Source organism: Streptomyces sp. BHT-5-2 (assembly GCF_019774615.1).
Taxonomy (GTDB): domain Bacteria; phylum Actinomycetota; class Actinomycetes; order Streptomycetales; family Streptomycetaceae; genus Streptomyces.
Genome location: NZ_CP081496.1, coordinates 4,025,495 through 4,045,308 on the forward strand (window position 1 = coordinate 4,025,495; position 19,814 = coordinate 4,045,308).

General features: G+C 76.2%; 2 protein-coding genes and 1 pseudogene. All 3 read right to left on the minus strand.

What is annotated here, in order from left to right; all coding sequences use genetic code 11:
• Positions 1-33: 33 nt before the first annotated feature.
• Positions 34-5,052, minus strand: a complete 5,019-nt coding sequence (locus tag K2224_RS41410; protein WP_221907522.1) for a type I polyketide synthase — start codon at positions 5,050-5,052, stop codon at positions 34-36.
• A gap of 2 nt (positions 5,053-5,054) precedes the next feature.
• Positions 5,055-9,851 carry a type I polyketide synthase gene (locus K2224_RS17910; protein ID WP_260692754.1) on the minus strand — a complete coding sequence of 1,599 codons (4,797 nt, stop codon included), beginning with the start codon at positions 9,849-9,851 and terminating at the stop codon, positions 5,055-5,057.
• 25 nt (positions 9,852-9,876) lie between these two features.
• A pseudogene (locus tag K2224_RS17915) lies at positions 9,877-19,776 on the minus strand (type I polyketide synthase); the annotation flags it as partial.
• Between the last annotated feature and the right edge of the window lie 38 nt (positions 19,777-19,814).

Sequence of the window (19,814 nt, forward strand, 5' to 3'; positions counted from 1 at the left end):
TGGCGGTACGGGCGTTGCGGGGTGGTGAGGGGATCAGTCCAGGCCCAACTCCCGGTCCACCAGCGCGAAGATGTCCTCGTCGGCCGAGCCGTCGCTCAGGTCGTCGGTCTCGGGCGCGCCGGCGGCCGGTGCCGGTGCGTCGTCCAGGCCGTCGGTCCACCGCCACAGCAGGGCGCGCAGCCTCTCGGTGACGCGGCGTCGCTCCTCACCCTGCGGGTCCTGTTCGGCCAGCAGCCGCGCGAGCCGGTCGATGCCGGTGTCGAGCGGGGAGGCGGTCCGCTCGGGCGCCAGGCGTGCGGTGAGGTGCTGGGCGAGTGCGGTCGGCGAGGGGAAGTCGAAGACCAGGCCGGCGGGCAGGGTGAGGCCGGTGACGGCGGTGAGCCGGCTGCGCAGTTCGACCGCGGTGAGCGAGTCGAAGCCCAGGTCGGTGAAGACCTGGTCGGCCTGGACCGCGGCGGCCGAGGAGTGGCCGAGGACCTCGGCGGCCTGCTGCCGCACCAGGGTCAGCAGCCTGCTCTCCCGGTCGGCCGGGGACAGGGCGGCCAGCTCGTCGCGCAGCGCGGTGTCCCGCCGGCCCGGTGTCGCTGCGGTACGGCCCGCCAACCGGTGCAGCAGGGGCGGCAGTTCCGGCGCGTCGGCGCGCGAGCGCAGCACCCGTACGTCGAGGCGGGCCGGCAGCAGGACGGCGTCGCCGTCGCCCCCGGTGGCCGCGTCGAACAGGTCCAGACCGAGCCGGGTGGGGAGCTGGCCGAGCCCGATCCGCCCCATCCGGCGCAGGTCGGCGCCGGTGACCGAGGCAGTCAGGCCGCTGGTCTGCTGCCACAGGCCCCAGGCCAGCGAGACGGCGGGCAGGCCGGCGGCCCTGCGGTGCTGGGCCAGGCCGTCGAGGAAGGCGTTGGCGGCGGCGTAGTTGCCCTGGCCCGGTGCGCCCAGGACGCCCGCGGCGGAGGAGAACATCACGAAGCCGGCCAGGTCCAGGTCGGCGGTGGCGCGGTGCAGTGCCCAGGCGGCGTCGACCTTGGGACGCAGCACGTCGGAGAGGGCGCCGGGCCGGAGGGCCTGGATCACCGCGTCGTCGAGCACGCCCGCGGCGTGCACGACGGCGGTGAGCGGGTGCTCGGGGTCCACGAGGGCCAGCAGGTCCGCAACGGCGTCGGGGACGGTCAGGTCGCAGGCCACCGCCCTTACGCCGGAGCCGAGTTCGGCGCACAGTTCCGCCGCGCCCTCGGCGGCCGGGCCCTTCCGGCCGACCAGCAGCAGGTGCCGGATGCCGCAGGCGGTGACCAGGTGACGGGCGATCAGCCTGCCCAGTCCACCGGTGCCGCCGGTGATCAGGACGGTGCCCTCCGGGTCCCAGCCGGCGGCGGCCGGGCCGCGGGCGGGGCGGGTGTCGTCCTGCGCGGCCTCGCGCGGGGCGGGCGGCTCGGCCCGCACCAGGCGTGCGACGTGCGGGCGGCCCTCGCGGACGGCGTACTGGGCCTCGCCGTCCGCCAGCGCGGCCGGGACGGCCAGGGTGGACAGCGGCCGGTCGTCCAGGTCGACCAGCACGAATCGGTCCGGGTGCTCGGACTGCGCGGAGCGCACCAGGCCCCACACCGCGGCCTGTACGGGGTCGACCGGGGCACCGTCGCCGGTGCCGACCGCTCCCCGAGTCAGGAAGACCAGTCGACTGCCGGTCAAGTGGTCCGCGTCCAGCCAGAGTTGGAGGGCCTCCAGGGCCCGGCCGAGCGCCTGGTGCGCCGCCTGCGCCGGGTCCTCGCCGTCGTCGGTGGGCCACCACAGCACGACGGTGTCGGGCGTCCCGCCCTGCTCGGCGAGCACCTCGGACAGGGTGTCGCAGGTGGCGGTGACGGTGACGCCGCTCCACAGGTCGGCGGAGTGTCCGGGGTCGCCGACCACGGCCCATCGCTGCCCGGCCGGCTCGGTCCGTTCGCCGCAGGGGGCCCAGTCCAGCCGGAACAGGCTCTCGCGCACCTCCCGTTCGGCGACGGTCCCGGCGTCCGCCAGCGGCCGTACGGTCAGGGCGCCGACGGTGGCCACCGGCAGTCCCTCGCCGTCGGCCAGGTCGAGCGCGGCGGCCTCGCCCGCGCCGCCGCGGATCCGGACCCGCAGCCGGGTGGCGCCGCTCGTGTGCAGGCCGACGCCCTCCCACAGGAACGGCAGCACGGGGGTGGCGTCCGCACCGCCGCGCAGCGCCAGGGTGTGCAGGGCGCTGTCGAACAGCGCCGGGTGCAGGCCGAACCGGCGGGCCGCCCCGTGGGCCTCCTCGGGGAGTGCCACCTCGGCGTACAGCTCGTCGTCGGTGGCCCAGGCCCGGGTCAGGCCGCGGAAGAGCGGTCCGTAGTCCAGCCCGGCCGCGGAGAGCCGTGCGTAGAGCCCGGCGGTGTCCAGGGGTTCGGCGGCGGGCGGCGGCCAAGGGAGCGCGGCGGCCGGTTCCGGCCGGCCGGGGGCCAGGGTGCCGGAGGCGTGGCGGGTCCAGTCGGTGTCCGCCGTGGCACGGGAGTGGACCGTGACGGAGCGGGTGCCGCGGGCGTCCGGGGCCTCGGCCTCGACACGCAGGAGGCGTGCCTCGCCGGTCTCCAGTACCAGCGGGGTCTCCAGGGCGAGTTGTTCCACCTGGTCGCAGCCGGTGGCGCGGGCCAGGTGGAGGGCCAGTTCGACCAGGGCGGTACCGGGGACGAAGACCCGGCCGTCGACGACGTGTTGGGCGAGCCAAGGCTGTGCGGAGAGCGACAGCCGCCCGGAGGCGGACAGGGCTTCGCCGTCGACACTGGCGATCAGCGCGCCGAGCAGCGGGTGTTCGGCGTCCTCCAGGCCGGCCGCCGCCACGTCGGCAGCGGCCTCCGCGTCGGGCCAGAAGCGGGTGTGCCAGAACGGGTAGCCGGGCAGCGGCACGGGGGTGGCGGCCACGCCGTCGTAGGTGCGCGTCCAGTCCACCGGTACGCCGCGCAGCCACAGGTCCGCCAGGGCCGACAGCAGTTGGCGGCGGTCGCCGGGGGCGGCCGGTCCGGGGCCCGCCTGCACGGTGATCCGGGGTGCCGCGGCGGCGGGCGGTGCGGCGGCCGGCAGCGGTTCCCGGCCCATCGCCTGTGCCAGTGTCGGGCCGCCGTTGAGGTGGGCGGCGATACGTTCGGCGTCGCCTTCCCCGGTGCACCACACCGGCTCCACGCCGTGCGTCCGCCACATGCGCGCGGCCGCGAGCAGACCGGTCAGGGCCGTCAGCCGCCCGTCCTCGTCCTCCTCCTGATGGTGCTCCTGCGGGGCGTCCAGCGGGTCCTGGCCGGTGGCTGCCGTCACCTCGGCGCGTGCTTCCTCCAGCGCGGCGGCGTAGGCGGGGAGGGCGGCGGCCCAGGCACTGACCCGTGCGGGCGTGTCGGCGTCGGGCTCGGGCAGGTGCAGGACGACCTCGGGGCACCCGTCGGTCTCCGCGGACGGCGGCACGTCCAGCAACGCCTCGGCCATCGGGCCGGTTTCGTCGCCGATGACGACGGCGCGGTGCGCGAAGCGGCCGGCGCGGCCGGCGAGGGCGAGGCCGATGTCCGCCGCCGGTCCGGCGGTCCGGGCGACCGCGGCGCAGCGGTCCGCCAACGCCTCGCGGGTGCGGGCCGACAGCACCCAGGCGACGGGGGTGGCCGGCGCGGGTGCGGGCGCCGCGGGTGTCTTCTCGGGCGGTGCCTCCTCCAGGATGACGTGGGCGTTGGTGCCGCTGATGCCGAAGGAGGAGACGCCGGCCCGGCGGGTGCGTTCCCCGGCGGGCCACGCACGCTCCTCGGTCAGCAGCCGTACGTCGCCGCTGCTCCAGTCGACGTGCGGGCTCGGCCGGTCCACGTGCAGGGTGCGCGGCAGTACGCCGTTGCGCAGCGCCAGCACCATCTTGATGATGCCGGCGGCGCCGGCCGCGGCCTGGGTGTGGCCGAGGTTGGACTTCAGCGAGCCGAGCCACAGCGGATCGTGGCCGGCCCGTTCCCGGCCGTAGGTGGCCAGCAGCGCCTGGGCCTCCACGGGGTCGCCGAGCCGGGTGCCGGTGCCGTGCGCCTCGACCGCGTCGACCTGGGCCGGGGAGAGCCCGGCGGCGGCGAGCGCCTGCCGGATCACCCGTTGCTGGGAGGGGCCGTTGGGCGCGGTGAGCCCGTTGGACGCGCCGTCGGAGTTGACGGCGGAGCCGCGTACCACGGCGAGCACCCGGTGGCCGTTGCGGCGGGCGTCCGACAACCGCTCCAGGGCGAGGAGTCCGGCGCCCTCGCCCCATCCTGTGCCGTCGGCGGCCTCCGCGAAGGGCTTGCAGCGCCCGTCCGGGGCCAGGCCGCGCTGCCGGGAGAACTCCACGAACATCAGCGGACTGGCGATCACGGTGGCACCGCCGGCCAGGGCCAGGTCGCACTCGCCGGCCCGCAGCGCGCGGCAGGCCAGGTGCAGGGCCACCAGCGACGAGGAGCAGGCGGTGTCGACGGTGAGGGAGGGCCCCTCCAGGCCGAAGGTGTAGGCGATCCGGCCGGAGGCCACCGACATCGCGTTGCCGGTGGCGAGGTGGCCGCGGGTCTCCCCCGCGGACCGCGCCGCCGCGGTCAGGTAGTCCTGTGCGCCGGCGCCGACGAAGACCCCGGTACGGGTGCCGCGCAGGGTTGCCGGGTCGGTGCCCAGCGCCTCGAAGAGGTCCCAGGAGGTCTCCAGCAGCAGCCGCTGCTGGGGGTCCATGGCCAGTGCCTCGCGCGGGGACAGGCCGAAGAACTCCGCGTCGAACCCGGGGGCGTCGGCCAGGAAGCCGCCGCTGCGCACGTAGCAGGTGTCCGGGCGTTCCGGGTCGGGGTCGTAGACGGCCTCCAGGTCCCAGCCGCGGTCCGCGGGGAAGTCGCCGATCACGTCACGGCCCTGGGCCAGGACGTCCCACAGTTGCTCGGGGGTGTCCACCCCGCCGGGGAAGCGGCAGCTCATGGCGGTGATGGCGATCGGTTCCGCCGCGGCCTCCTCGGCCGTGCGCAGGCGTTCCCGCGTCTCGTGCAGTTCGGTGCTGACCTTGCGCAGGTAGCCGAGCAGTTCGCGTTCGCTGGTCATGGTCAGTTCACCTCGTGGGGCGCGGAGATGCCCAGTTGGCCGGTGATGAAGTCGATGACGTCACCGGCGGTCGAGTCGTCGTCCAAGGCAGCGGGGGCACCGCCGTCGGGTCGTGCGGCACCGTCCAACCTCCGTCCCAGCTCGCGCAGTCGGGCCGTGATGACACCGCGCCCGGAGTGGTCGAGGTCGGCCGTGCCGAGAGTTGCGTCGAGCCGGTCGAGCTGGGCGAGCACCGTCTCGGGCCCGGCGGAGATCTCGCGCAGCATGGCGGTGCGCAGGAAGGCGGCCAGGGCCTCGGGGGTGGGGTGGTCGAAGACGAGGGTGGCAGGCAGTTCGACCCCGGTGGCGCGGTCGAGCCGGTTGCGCAGCTCGACGGCGGTGAGGGAGTCGAAGCCCAGGGCCTGGAAGGTGCGGTCGGGCGCCAGCTGCCGGTCGGCGCCGTGCCCGAGGGTGGCGGCGACCTCGGTGCGCAGGGTCTCCAGCAGCACGGCCCGCTGCTCGTCCGCGCTCCGGCCGACCAGGCGCTGGACGAGGGTGTCCTCGGCGGCGTCGGGACCGGTCCCGGTGGTGAGTTCGGCCAGTTGCGGGCTGGGGCGGGCGGCGCAGACCTTGGCCGCGTATGCGTCCCAGTCCAGGTCGGCGACGAGCAGGGCGGGGGTGCCCTCGCCGACCGCCTGCCACAGGGCCTCCAGGGCGTGCGGTGCGGGCATCGGCCGCAGACCGGCCCGGCGCAGTTGCCCGGTGTCCACGCGTTCGGCCATGCCTTCTTCGGCCCAGGGGCCCCAGGCCACGGAGGTGGCGGGCAGGCCGAGTGCGCGGCGCCGCTCGGCGAGGGCGTCCAGGTGGGCGTTGGCGGCGGCGTAGTTGCCCTGTCCGGCGTTGCCCAGTACCCCGGCCAGCGAGGAGAACAGCACGAAGGCGTCCAGCGGCCGGTCCTTGGTCAGCTCGTGCAGGTGGTCGGCGGCGGTCGCCTTGGGCGCGGCCACGCGGGCGAAGCGTTTGGCGTCCTGGCCGTCCAGCACGCCGTCGTCGAGCACGCCGGCGCTGTGGAAGACGGCGCTCAGGGGCCGCTCGGCGGGGATCGAGTCCAGCAGTGCGGCGAGCGCGGCGCGGTCGGAGACGTCACAGGCGGCGAGGGTCACCGTGGCGCCGAGGGCCTCCAGTTCGGCGCGCAGCCGCTCCGCGCCGGGGGCCTGCGGGCCGCGGCGCCCGGCGAGGAGCAGGTGGACGCCGCCGCGGGCGGCCAGTGCACGGGCGACCTGGGCGCCGATGCCGCCGGTGCCGCCGGTGACCAGGACGGTCCCGTGCAGGGTCGGCGGCGCCGCGGGGGCCAGCGGCAGTCGGGCGATGCGCCGGGCCAGCAGGCCGTCCGCCCGCAGGGCGAGTTGGTCCTCCTGTCCGGTGAGGGCCGCGGCCAGCAGGTCGCCGGTGGCCGGGTCGTCGGCGGCGGGCAGGTCCACCAGGCCGCCCCAGCGGTCCGGGTGTTCCAGGGCCACCACCCGGCCCAGTCCCCACACCTGTGCGGCGTCCGGGTCCGGCGGGCCGTCCCCGGCGTCGACGGCGCCACGGGTCAGGCACCACAGGGGTGCGGTGGTCCGGGCGTCGCCGAGGGCCTGGACGAGGGTGAGGGTGGCGGCGGCCGCGCCTGCCGGGTGGTCCAGTGCCAGCGTGCTGAGCACGCCCTCGGCCGGTCCGGCGGCGGCGAGCGCACCGGCCAACTCCGCCCGGTCGTCGCGGGCTTCGACCGGCACGACGCGGGCGCCGTGGGCGGTGAGCCACTCGGTGAGCTGCGGCTGCCGGCCGGTTCCGACGAGGAGCCAGGTGCCGGACAGCGGGCGTCCGGTGGCGGGCACGGGCCGCCATGCGGCGGTGTAGCGCCAGTCCCCGGCGGGCGTGGCGGCGGCGGTCAGCCGGGCGCGCAGGGCGGGGAGCACGGTGGCCAGATCGGCGTCCTCGGGCAGGCCGAGTGCGCCGGTGAGCGCGGCGGGGCCGCCCTCCAACAGCTCCCGCAGCCGGGCGTCCTGGCTCCGGGCGCCCCCCGCCGGCACGTCCAGCCAGTGCCGTTCGCGCTGGAACGGATAGGTCGGCAGGTCGAGGTGGCCGGTGTCCTTCGGCAGCAGCGCGGTCCAGTCGGGCTCGGTGCCCTGGCAGTGCAGCCGGGCCAGTGCGGTGAGCGCGGACTGCGGCTCGGGCAGGTCACGGCGCAGCAGCGGCGCGGACAGCGCGTCCCGGTCGGTCAGGCAGTCCGCGAGCATGCCGGTCAGGACGCCGTCGGGCCCGAGTTCGAGGAAGGCGGTGACGCCGTCGGCTTCGAGGGTCTGCGCCCCCTGGTGGAACCGTACGGCCTCCCGTACGTGCCGCACCCAGTAGGCGGGGTCGGCCAGTTCCTCGGCGGTGGCGAAGGCGCCGGTGACGTTGGAGACGAGCGGGACGGACGGCGCGGCGCCGCGGACCGAGGAGACGACGGCGAGGAAGTCGTCGAGCATGGGGTCCATGCGCGGGGAGTGGAAGGCGTGGCTGACGTTGAGGAGCTTGACCGGGCGGCCCCGCTCCCGCCAGGCGTCGGCGATCTCGTCGACGGCGTCCTGGTCGCCGGAGATCACGACCGCGCGGGGGCCGTTGACGGCGGCCAGGCCCAGTCGGTCCTCCTTGCCGTCGAGCAGGGCGCGCACCTCGGCCTCCGAGCCCTTGAGCGCGGCCATCGCGCCGCCGGCGGGCAGGGCCTGCATCAGCCGGCCGCGGGCGGCCACCACCGCGCAGGCGTCGGGCAGGGACCAGATCCCGGCGATCCGGGCGGCGGCGAGTTCGCCGATGGAGTGGCCGAGCAGCCGGTCGGGGCGGATGCCCCAGCTCTCCAGCAGGGCGGCCTGGGCGATCTGGAGGGCGAACAGCGCGGGCTGGGCGTACTCGGTGCGGTCCAGCAGCGGGGAGCCGCCCAGGACCACCTCGCGCAGCGGCTCCGCCAGGTGGGGTGCGAACGCCTCGCAGACCTCGTCGTAGGCGGCGGCGAACACGGCGAAGGTCTCGTACAACTCCCGTCCCATTCCGGGGCGTTGGCTGCCCTGGCCGGTCAGGACGAAGGCGAGCCGGCCGGCGGGCCGGGCGGTGCCGGTGACCGCCCGGCGGGACCCGGTGCCCTGGGCCAGGTCGGCCAGGCCCTCCTGGAGGGCCGGCAGGTCGCCGCCGAGGACGACGGCCCGGTGCTCGAAGCGGCTGCGGGTGGTGGCCAGGGCGTGCGCGGTGCGGTACGGGTCGGTGTCGGGGCGGGCGGTGGACCACTCCAGCAGTGCGCGGGCCTGTTCGCGCAGGGCCGGCTCGGTGCGCCCGGACAGCAGCCAGGGGATGGTGCCGGGGCGGGCGGCGGGCGGCTCGGCGGCGGACGCCTCCGGCCCGTCCGGGGCGGCGGGTGCCTCCTCGACGAGGACGTGGGCGTTGGTGCCGCTGATGCCGAACGAGGAGATCCCGGCGCGCCGCGGATGCGCGCCGCGCGTCCAGGGGCGCGTCCGGGTCAGCGGCAGGACGGTGCCCGGCGACCAGTCGACCTGGTCGCTCGGCGGGTCGGCGTGCAGGGTCGGCGGGAGCGTCCCGTGGCGCAGCGCCATGACCACCTTGATCACCCCGGCGACGCCCGAAGCGGCCTGGGTGTGGCCGATGTTGGACTTCACCGAGCCGATCGGGAGCGGGTTCGCCGGGTCACGCGGCGGCCCGTGCACGGCGAGCAGCGCGCGGGCCTCGATGGGGTCGCCGAGCGCGGTGCCGGTGCCGTGCGCCTCGATCAGGTCCACGTCCCCGGCGGACCATCCGGCGGCGTCCAGCGCGGCGCGCAGGACCCGTTCCTGGGAGGGGCCGTTGGGGGCGGTGATGCCGTTGGAGGCGCCGTCCTGGTTGACGGCGGAGCCGCTGATGACGGCGAGCACGGGGCGGCCGAGCCGGCGGGCGTCGGAGAGCCGTTGCAGCAGCAGCACGCCCGCGCCCTCGGCGAGGCCGAAGCCGTCGGCGCCGGCCCCGAACGCCTTGCAGCGGCCGTCGGGGGCGAGCGCCCGCTGCCGGCTGAACTCGGCGAACGCGGTCGGTGTGGTCAGCACCGTCACCCCGCCCGCCAGGGCGGCGGTGCACTCGCCGTTGCGCAGCGCCTGCGCGGCCTGGTGCAGGGCGACGAGCGAGGAGGAACAGGCGGTGTCCACGGTCACCGAGGGCCCCTGCAGGCCCAGGGCGTAGGAGATCCGGCCGGAGACCACGGCGCCGGTGGAGCCGGTGACCACGTATCCTTCGGCGGCCTCTCCGGCGTCCGCGAGCACCTGGCCGTAGTCCTGGATGTTGGACCCGGCGAACACGCCGGTGCGGCTGCCGCGGAGGGTGCGCGGGTCGATTCCGGCCCGTTCCACCGCCTCCCAGCAGACCTCCAGCAGCAGGCGCTGCTGGGGGTCCATCGCGGCGGCCTCGCGGGGCGAGATGTCGAAGAACTCGGCGTCGAACCGGTCGGCGTCGTGCACGAAGCCGCCGGCCCGGCTGTAGCTGCGCCCGGGGGCGTCCGGGTCCGGGTCGTACATCCCGGCGACGTCCCAGCCGCGGTTGACGGGCAGCCCGGTGACGGCGTCCCCGCCCCGGGCGACCAGCTCCCACAGGTCCTCGGGGGTGCGGACCCCGCCGGGGTAGCGGCAGGCCGCCGCCACGACGGCGATCGGTTCGCGGGCGCGGTCCTCCAGTTCGCGGACCCGGTGCTGGGCGTCGCGCAGTTCGGTGCTCATCCTGCGCAGGTGTCGTCCGAGGCGTTCCTCGGTGGTGCGGTCGTTGCTCACTTCTTCTCTCCCACCCTGATCGGGCTCAGGCCTCGCCGAACTGCCGGTCGAGCAGGTCGAGCAGTTCCTCGGTGCTGTCGGCGGACTCCAGGTCGGCGTCGCCGTCCGGGTCCTGCGGCGGGCGGACGGCGGTCATCAGCGCGTCGATCCGCGCGGCCAGGCGTGCGCGGGCGGTCTCGTCGTCGAGCGACCGGCGGATGTCCGCCGCCAGTTGGTCGATGCGGGTCAGCAGGGCCTCCTCGGAGGAGCCCGCGCCGTCGGTCAGCAACTCCAGCAGGTGCCCGGCAAGTTCGGCCGGGGTGGCGTAGTCGAAGACCAGGGTCGGCGGCAGGCTCAGACCGGTCGCGACGGACAGCCGGTTGCGCAGTTCGACGGAGAGCAGCGAGTCGAACCCGGACTGCCGGAAGGCGGCGTCCGCCTCCAGCGCGCCGTCCCCGTTGTGCCCGAGGACGCTGGCGGCGTGCGCCTGGACGAGTTCGACCAGGGTCCGGGCGCGGTCCGCCGCGGGCAGTGCGGCCAGGCGTGCGCGCAGTGCGCCGCCCGCGCCGTCGGGTGCGACCTGCTCGGCGGCGGGTTCGCCCGCGGCCTCGGGGATCTCCGCCAGCAGCCGGGTGGCGCGCCCGGAGGTGAAGACCGGGACGAAGGTGGGCCAGTCCACGGCGGCGAGGGCCACGAACGCCTCCTGGTCGGCCAGCGTCTGGTAGAGGCCCTCGAAGGCCGTGTCGCGGTCGAGGAACGGCAGGCCGCGGCGGAGCACCGCCTCGGCGTCGGTGCGTTCCTTGGTGATCTGCTCGTCCCAGATGCCCCAGGCGACGGAGGTGACCGGCAGCCCGGCCGCGCGCTGCTGTTCGGCGAAGGAGTCGAGGAAGGCGTTGGCCGCGGCGTAGGCGCCGTGGTCACCGCTGCCCCACACCCCGGCGATGGACGAGAACAGCACCAGTTCCCGCAGGTCCGCGGGGTCGAGCAGGCGCGCGAGGTGGACCGCGCCGGCCACCTTGGCGTGTACGACCTCGGCGAACTCCGCCAGTGTGGTGGTCGCCAGCGGTGCGATGTCCAGGTGGGCGGCGGCGTGCAGGGCCGTGGTCACCCGGTGTCCGTCGGCGGTCAGGGTGGCCAGCGCGGCCTCCAGCGCCTCCGCGTCGCGCACGTCGCAGGCCAGTACGGTCACGGCGGTGCCGGCGGCTTCGAGTTCGGCGGCCAGTTCGGCCATGCCGGGTGCCTGGTCGCCGCGCCGGCTGAGAAGGGCGACATGGCGGGCGCCGCGGGCGGCCACGGAGCGGGCCAGGTGCGGGCCGAGCGAGCCGTTGGCGCCGGTGATCAGCACGGTGCCGTCCGGCTGCCAGGCGGGGTTGGTCCCGCCGGCCGGGCGCCGGTGGTGTACCAGCCGGCGTACCCGGGCCTCCCCGTCGCGGAGGGCCCACTGGTCCTCGTCGACGGCGCCGGCCAGGATGCCGAGCAGCAACTCGGTGTCCTGCTCGCCCGGTTCCGCGGGCAGATCCACCAGGCCGCCCCAGCGGCGCGGGAATTCCAGTGCGGCGACTCGGCCCAGGCCCCAGATCTGGTGCTGGCCGGGGTGTTCGGGCGCCTGGTCCCCGGCGTCCACGGCCCCGGTGGTGACCGCCCACAGGGGCGCGTCGGTGTCCTGGAGCGCCTTCAGGGCGGTGACGGTCAGCGCCAGGCCGGTGGTCATGCCGGGCAGTTCGGGGTGCGGGCGCTCGTCCAGCGCCAGCAGGGAGAGGACGCCGTTGAAGACGGTCTCCTGCGCCGCGATCCGCGCGGCCACTCCGGCGGGGTCGGTGTCGTCGGGCTCCAGCGTCAGGCGGCGCACGTCGAGTTTGGCGGCGGTCAGCAGTGCGCAGACCTGCTCGGCCGCGTCGGTGCCGGTGTCCAGCACGAGCCAGGGGCCGGACGGCCCGGCGGCGGTGTCCACCGGCTGCGGACGCCAGGCGGTGGCGTAGCGCCAGCCGTCCAGCACCGACTGCCGATGGCCCTCGCGTCGCCAGCGGGCCAGCGCCGGCAGCACGTCGGCCAGCCCCTCCGCCGGGCCGATCTGGGCGGCGAGGCCGTCCAGGTCCTCGCGGTCGACGGCGTCCCAGAAGCGGGCGTCCGTCTCGGACAGGGTCGCCGGGGCGTCCTGCGGGTCGAGCCAGAACCGTTCGTGCTGGAAGGCGTAGGTGGGGAGTTCGGCCCGGCCGCCGGGGCCCACGATGTCGTCCCAGCGCACGGGCAGGCCCTGCACCCAGCCCTCGGCGAGGGACAGCAGCAGCCGGTCACGGCCGCCGGAGCCGCGGCGCAGGGTGCCGAGGACGGTGCCCCGCGCGCCCAGCGTCCGGCCGAGGCCGACGGTGAGCACGGGGTGGGGGCTGGCCTCGACGAAGAACCGGTGGCCGTCGGCGGCCAGCGCCTCGACCGCGGTCTGCAGCTGCACGGTCTCGCGCAGGTTGCGGTACCAGTAGGCGGCGTCGAGTTCGTCGCCGGCGAGGCGGGTGCCGGTCACCGTGGAGTACAGCGGAACGGTGCCTGCGCGCGGTGCGATGCCGTCGAGTTCGGTGACGAGCCGGGTGCGGAGCACCTCCATCCCGGCGGAGTGCGAGGCGTAGTCCACGTCGATGCGGCGGGCCCGTATGCCGGCGCGCTCGGCCCTGGCCATCAGGGCGTGCAGGTCGTCGTCGGGTCCCGAGACCACCGTGGAGTCGGGGCCGTTGACCGCGGCGATCGACAGGGCGTCGCCGAGCCAGGGCGTCAGGTCGGCGGTGGGCAGTTCCACCGAGACCATGCCGCCGGTGCCGGACAGCTCGCGCAGCAGGCGGGAGCGGGTGACGGCCACCCGCGCTCCGTCGGCGAGCGAGAGCGCCCCGGCCACGCAGGCGGCGGCCACCTCGCCCTGGGAGTGGCCGACGACGGCGTCGACGGTGATGCCGCAGGACTGCCAGACCCGGGCCAGGGACACCATCACGGCGAACAGCACGGGCTGGACCACGTCCACGTCCGCGAGCGCGTCCTGGTCGGTGTCGCGCACCACCTCCAGCAGCGACCAGTCCACCAGCGGGTCCAGTGCGTCCGCGCAGGCGCGCATCGACTCGGCGAACACCGCGTCGGTGTCGAGCAGTTCACGGGCCATGCCGGGCCACTGGGACCCCTGGCCGGGGAAGAGCAGGGCGACGCGGCCGTCCGCCGCCCGGCCGGTGGCGGTGCCCGACGGGGCGACGGCCTGCGGGTCGCCCAGGGCGGCGAGGCCGTCGAGGAGCGCCTCCCGGTCGGCGGTGACGACCGTCGCCCGGTGCTCGAAGGCGGAGCGCGTGGTGGCCAGCGGCCCGGCGATGTCGACGGGGCCGAGGTCGGGCGCGGTCAGCAGGTGGGCGTGCAGCGCCCGCGCCTGCGCGGGCAGCGCCTCCGGGGTGCGGGCGGACAGGACGACCGGGACCGTGGTCGGCTCGGCGGGCTCCACCGCGGTCAGCGGGTCGCCCTCCTCCAGCAGGACGTGGGCGTTGGTGCCGCTGATGCCGAACGACGAGACGCCGGCCCGGCGCGGCCGGCCCTCCGCGGGCCACGGCCGGGCCTCGTCGAGCAGGGCCACGGCGCCGGAGGACCAGTCCACCTCGGGGGACGGGGTGCCGGCGTGCAGCGTGCGGGGCAGGGTCCGGTGGCGCAGCGCCTGCACCGTCTTGATGACGCCGCCGACGCCGGCCGCGGCCTGGGCGTGGCCGATGTTGGACTTCAACGAGCCCAGGTACAGGGGCCGTTCGGGGTCGCGGTCCGGTCCGAAGACGCTCAGCAGCGCCTGGGCCTCGATCGGGTCGCCGAGGCGGGTGCCGGTGCCGTGGGCCTCGACGGCGTCGATGTCGGTCGGCGACAGCCCGGCGCGGTGCAGCGCCTCGCGCACGACGCGCTCCTGGGAGGGGCCGTTGGGGGCGGTCATCCCGTTGGAGGCGCCGTCCTGGTTCACCGCGGAGCCGCGGACCACCGCCAGCACCTCGTGTCCGAGCCGCCGGGCGTCGCTGAGCCGCTCGACGAGCAGTACGCCGGTGCCCTCGGACCAGCCGGTGCCGTCGGCGTCGGCCGAGAAGGACTTGCAGCGGCCGTCCCGGGCGAGCCCACCCTGCCGGCTGAACTCCACGAAGATGTTGGGCGAGGCCAGCACCGTCGAGCCGCCCGCGAACGCGAGGTCGCACTCCCCCTGGCGCAGCGACTGGCAGGCCAGGTGGAGCGTCACCAGTGAGGTGGAGCAGGCGGTGTCGACGGTGACCGCGGGCCCTTCCAGGCCGAGCAGGTAGGACAGCCGGCCGGACATCACGCTGTTGCTGTTGGCGATGCCGATGATGCCTTCGAGGCCGTCGGGGATGCCGTTGAGCCGGTTGAGGTAGTCGTTGTACATCACGCCGGCGAAGACTCCGGTGCGGCTGCCGCGCAGCTGCTGCGGGTCGATCCCGGCGCGCTCCGCCGCCTCCCAGGCGGTCTCCAGCAGCAGCCGCTGCTGGGGGTCCATCGCCAGGGCCTCGCGCGGCGAGATGCCGAAGAACGCGGCGTCGAAGCCGGCGGGGTCGGTGACGAAGCCGCCCTCGCGGGCGTAGGTGCGGCCGGTGCGCTGCGGGTCGGGGTCGTAGAGGTTGGCCAGGTCCCAGCCGCGGTCGGCGGGGAAGGGCGTGATCGCGTCCCGGCCCTCCTGGACCAGCCGCCACAGCTCCTCGGGCGAGGAGACGTCGCCGGGGAAGCGGCAGCCCATGCCGACGATGGCGATCGGCTCGTCGTGGGAGAACGTGGCCGTGGGTGTGTGCGTGGTGGCGACGGGCTCGGTGGTGGCCGCGAACTCGCGTTCCAGGCGGGCGGCGAGGGAGGTCGCCGTGGGGTGGTCGAAGACCAGGGTCGCCGGCAGCCGGGTGCCGACCGCGGTGGCCAGCCGGTTGCGCAGTTCCACGGACATCAGCGAGTCGAAGCCGAGCTCCTGGAGCGGGCGTTCGGGGTCGATCCCGGCGGGGTCGGCGTGGCCGGCCACGGCCGAGATGTGCTCGCGCACGGTGCGCAGCAGCTCCGTGGTGCGGGCCGCGGCGTCGAGCCCGGCGAGCCGCTGCCCGAGGGTGCCGGCCGGGGCCGCGGGCTCGGCGGCCCGGGGGGTCGCGGGGGCCAGGGCCGCGAAGAAGGGGGCGGGGCGGGCGGCGGTGAAGGCGGGCAGGAACCGCCGCCAGTCGGCGTCGGCGAGGACCGCGTCCCCCCCGGTGTGCAGCGCGTCCAGGAGTGCGTCGACGGCGTCGGTCGGGGGCAGCGGGGTCAGTCCGAGGCGGCGCAGCCGCTCGTCCAGGTCCGCGTCGACCATGCCGTCGCCGGCCCACGGTCCGAAGGCCAGTGCGGTGCCGGCCAGGCCGCGGGCGCGGCGACGGGCGGCGAGGGCGTCCAGGGCGGCGTTGCCGGCGGCGTATCCGGCCTGCTGGGCGGCGCCCCAGGTACCGGAGATGGAGGAGAACAGGACGAAGGCGTCCAGTTCGGTGTCGCCGAGCGCCCGGTCGAGGGCGAGGGCGCCGGCGGTCTTGCCGGCCATGGCCGTGCGCAGCCGCTCGGGGGTGGTCTCCAGCAGCGGTGCCTCGTCGGCGATTCCGGCGGCGTGGAAGACCGCGCGCACCGGGGCGCCGCGCTCGGCCGCGTCCCGCAGCAGGGCGGCCACCGCCTCGGGGTCGGCCACGTCACCGGCGGTGATGCGGACATCGGCGCCCGACGCGGCCAGTTCGTCGGCCAGTTCGTCCGCGCCGGGGGCGTCGGGCCCGCGGCGGGAGACGAGCAGCAGGGTGCAGTCGTCGTGGGCGGCGAGCCGGCGGGCGACGTGCCCGCCCAGCGCTCCGGTGCCACCGGTGATCAGTACGGTGCCCGACGGCGTCCAGGCGTCGCCGGACGGTGCGGGCCGCGGGGCGGGTATCAACCTGCGGGCCAGCACCTCGTCCGCGCCGATGAGGACCTGGTCCTCGAAGGCCGGTCCGGCGGTTCCCCGGGCGAGCAGACCGGCGATCCGGCGGGCGGCCCCGTCCGCCACGGACGGGTCGGTGCGGCCGATCAGGCCGCCCCAGCGGTCCGGGAGTTCCAGCGCGGCCACCCGGCCCAGGCCCCAGACGGCGGCCGCGTCCGGGTCCTGCCGGGGGTCGCCGGTCAGGCACCAGGTGCGGGCGTCGAGGCCGGCGTCGTCGAGCGCCTGGAGTGCGACCAGCAGGGTCTCCGGCCGGGACGCCAGGACGAGCACCCCGGTGTACGGGCCGGCGGGAAGGGCTGCGGCCAGCGCGGCACGGTCGGGCTCGGGGTCGACCACGACGGTGGTGGCGTGCTCCAACAGCCCTTCGGGCCAGGGGTGTTCGCTGGTGGCGTCCAGCACCAGCCAGGTGCCGGGGACGGTGGTGGCCTCGGGCGCGTCGCCGAGGGGCTGCCAGACCACCTCGTGGCGCCAGGAGCCGGGGCGGGTGCCGGCGGCGTCCCTGATGCGGGCGCGCTCGACCTCGCGCAGCACCACGCCGGCCGACAGCGCGGGGGCGCCGGTGGTGGTGGCGGCCTGGAGGTCGACGGCGGCGTCGGTGATCCGCAGCCGGACGCGCAGGGCGCCGGCGCCGGTGGTGTGCACGGCGGCCCGGCCGAAGGTGAACGGCAGCCGGACCCGGTCCTGGTAGGAGCCGTCGGTCAGCGGCAGCACGTGCAGTGCGCTGTCGAGCAGCGCGGGGTGCAGGGCGAACCGGGCGTCCTGCCGTCCTTCGGGCAGGGCGACCTCCGCGTACACGTCCTCGCCGAGCCGCCACACCGCGCGCAGTCCGCGGAAGGCCGGGCCGTAGCGGTAGCCCTGGGCGGCGAGTCGGTCGTAGTGGCCGTCCAGCGGCACGGGTTCGGCGCCGGCGGGCGGCCAGGTCCCGGCGGCCCAGTCCACGGCGGCGGGCGCGGCTGCGGCGCCCAGGGTGCCGGTGGCGTGGCCGGTCCAGCCGCCGTTCTCGTCGCGGGAGCGGATGACGAAGTCGCGGTTCGCCGCCCCCTCGTCGGGTGCCACCCACACCTGGACGTCCACACCGCCGTCGGGCAGGGCGAGCGGCGCTTCGAGGACGAGGTCGGTGACCTCCGAGGCGCCCACCTGGGCCGCGGCGCTCGCGGCGAGTTCCAGGAAGCCGGTGCCCGGCAGGAGCACGGTGTCGTACACGGCGTGGTCGGCCAGCCAGGGGTCGACGGAGGGCGAGAGCCGTCCGGTGAGCAGGACGCCGCCGGAGCCGGGCAGTTCGACGGCGCCGGAGAGCACCGGGTGCGCCAGGCCGTCCATGCCGGCGCCGGAGGCCGGCGGCGCGGCGAGCCAGTAGGTGCGGCGCTGGAAGGCGTACGTGGGCAGGTCGACCAGGGTGCGGTCGGGCAGCACGGCGGCCCAGTCCACGTCGGCGCCGTGGGCGTGCGCGGAACCGAGCGCGGACAGCACGGTGCGGGTCTCGGAGCGGTCGCGGCGGCAGGAGGGCAGGGCCGTGCGCTCCCCCGTCAGCGGGGTCAGCACGGCGTCGGGCCCGATCTCGACGAGCACGCCGCCGGCGGGGAGGTTCCGCAGGGCGTCGGCGAAGCGGACGGTGGCGCGGATGTGGTCGACCCAGTACGCGGCGCGGGCGACCGGCTGGTCGGTGGCGGCGGACGGCGCGAACGTCAGGGCGGGCTCGTGGAAGTCGAGTTCCCGTACGACGGCGGCGAACTCGTCGAGGACGGGCTCCATCAGCGGCGAGTGGAAGGCGTGGCTGACCCGCAGCGGCGTGGTGCGCCGCCCCTGGTCGCGCCAGTGCGCGGTGACCGCCTCGACGGCGTCCCGGTCGCCGGAGACGACCACGGCGCCGGGCCCGTTGACCGCGGCGAGCGCCACCCGGCCGTCCAGGGGGGGGCGGACCTCCTCCTCGTCGGCGGCGACGGCGGCCATGGCGCCGCCCTCGGGCAGCGTCTGCATCAGCCGTCCGCGTGCCACGGCCATCCGGGTGCCGTGCTCGGTGCTGAGGACGCCCGCCACGACCGCGGCGGCGATCTCGCCGACCGAGTGCCCGGCGACGGCGGTGATGCCGACGCCCCAGGACTGCCAGAGCCGGGCCAGCGCCAGCTCGAACGCGAAGAGCGCGGGCTGCGCGTACTCGGTGCGCTCCAGCACCTCCGCGGGCTCGTCCCACATCACCTCGCGCAGCGACCGGCCGAGCAGCGGGTCGGCCACCGCGCACACCTCGTCCAGCACCTGGGCGAACGCCGGGAAGCGCGCGGCGAGTTCACGTCCCATCCCCGGGCGCTGCGAGCCCTGGCCGGAGAAGAGCAGCGCCACCCCGCCGGGGCCCGCGGTGACCGGGTCGACGTCGGCGAGCCCGGCCAGGACCTGGTCGCGGTCGCCGGTGACCGCGGCGCGGTGGTCGAAGCGGGCACGGGTGCCGGCCAGTGTCCAGGCGACGGCGTCCAGCGGCAGTTCCGGGTGGGCCAGCAGGTGGCCGCGCAGCGCGGCGGCCTGGTCGCGGACCGCCTGCGGGGTCCGGCCCGACAGCACCAGCGGGACCGGCCCGGCGGCCGGCCGCTCGTCGTCCGTGGCCGGCCGCGGGTCGGTGAACTCCTCCAGGATGACGTGGGCGTTGGTGCCGCTCATGCCGAAGGAGGAGACCGCGGCCCGGCGCGGGTGGTCGCCGCGCTCCCAGGGGCGGGCCTGGTCCAGGAGCCGGACGGTGCCCGCGGACCAGTCGACCTCGTCGGTCGGGTTGTCCGCGTACAGGCTCATGGGCATGGTGCCGTGCCGCATCGCCAGAATCGCCTTGATGATGCCGGCGACGCCGGCCGCGGCCTGGGTGTGGCCGATGTTGGACTTGAGCGAGCCGAGGTGGATGGGGTTGTCCGGGGTGCGGCTGGTGCCGTAGGTGGCGATCAGCGCCTGTGCCTCGATGGGGTCGCCCAGGCGGGTGCCGGTGCCGTGCGCCTCGATCAGGTCGACCTCGGCCGCCGGGATGCGGGCACTGGTCAGCGCGGCCTCGATCAGGCGCTGTTGGGAGGGGCCGTTGGGGGCGGTCATGCCGTTGGAGGCGCCGTCCTGGTTGACCGCGGAGCCGCGCACGACGGCCAGCACCGGGTGGCCCCGCCGCAGCGCGTCGGACAGCCGCTCCACGACGAGCACGCCGACGCCCTCGGACCAGCCGGTGCCGTCGCCGTCGGCGGCGAAGGAGCGGCAGCGGCCGTCCCGGGAGAGCACCCGCTGCCGGCTGTACTCCTGGAAGTACAGGGGGGTGGACATCACGGCGACGCCACTGGCCAGCGCCATGTCGCACTCGTCGTTGCGCAGCGCCTGGCAGGCCAGGTGCAGGGAGACCAGCGAGGAGGAGCAGGCGGTGTCGACGGTGACGGCCGGGCCCTCGAAGCCGAACAGGTAGGAGACCCGCCCCGCGGCGATGCTCGGGGCGCTGCCCGCCGCCAGGTAGCCCTCGAAGCCGTCGGGGGCCTGCTGGAAGCGGGTCCCGTAGTCGTGGTGCATCACGCCGGTGAAGACGCCGGTGCGCGAGCCGCGCCGGTCGGCCGGGTCGATGCCGGCCCGCTCCAGCGCCTCCCAGCTGGTCTCCAGCAGCAGCCGCTGCTGGGGGTCCATCGACATCGCCTCGCGGGGGCTGAGCCCGAAGAAGTCGGCGTCGAAGCGGTCCACTTCGGTCAGGAAGCCGCCTTCGCGGGTGTACGACTTGCCCACGGCGTCCGGGTCGGGGTCGTAGAGGTTGGCGAGGTCCCAGCCGCGGTCCTCGGGGAACGTGGTGATCTCGTCGCGCCCCTCGGTCACCAGCCGCCACAGGTCCTCGGGGGAGGTCACCCCGCCCGGGTAGCGGCAGCCGATGCCGACCACGGCTATGGGCTCGGTGTGCTTCTCCTCGACTTCGCGCAGCCGGGTGCGGACCTTCTGGAGGTCGGTCGTGGCCTTGCGCAGGTATCCGACAAGTTGTTCTTCATCGGCCATGAGGGGCACCTATCGAGTGG

Bases quoted from the DNA above. Each gene is read 5' to 3' on its own strand.
- K2224_RS41410 (WP_221907522.1), bottom strand. From the start codon at position 5,052: ATGACCAGCGAACGCGAACTGCTCGGCTACCTGCGCAAGGTCAGCACC.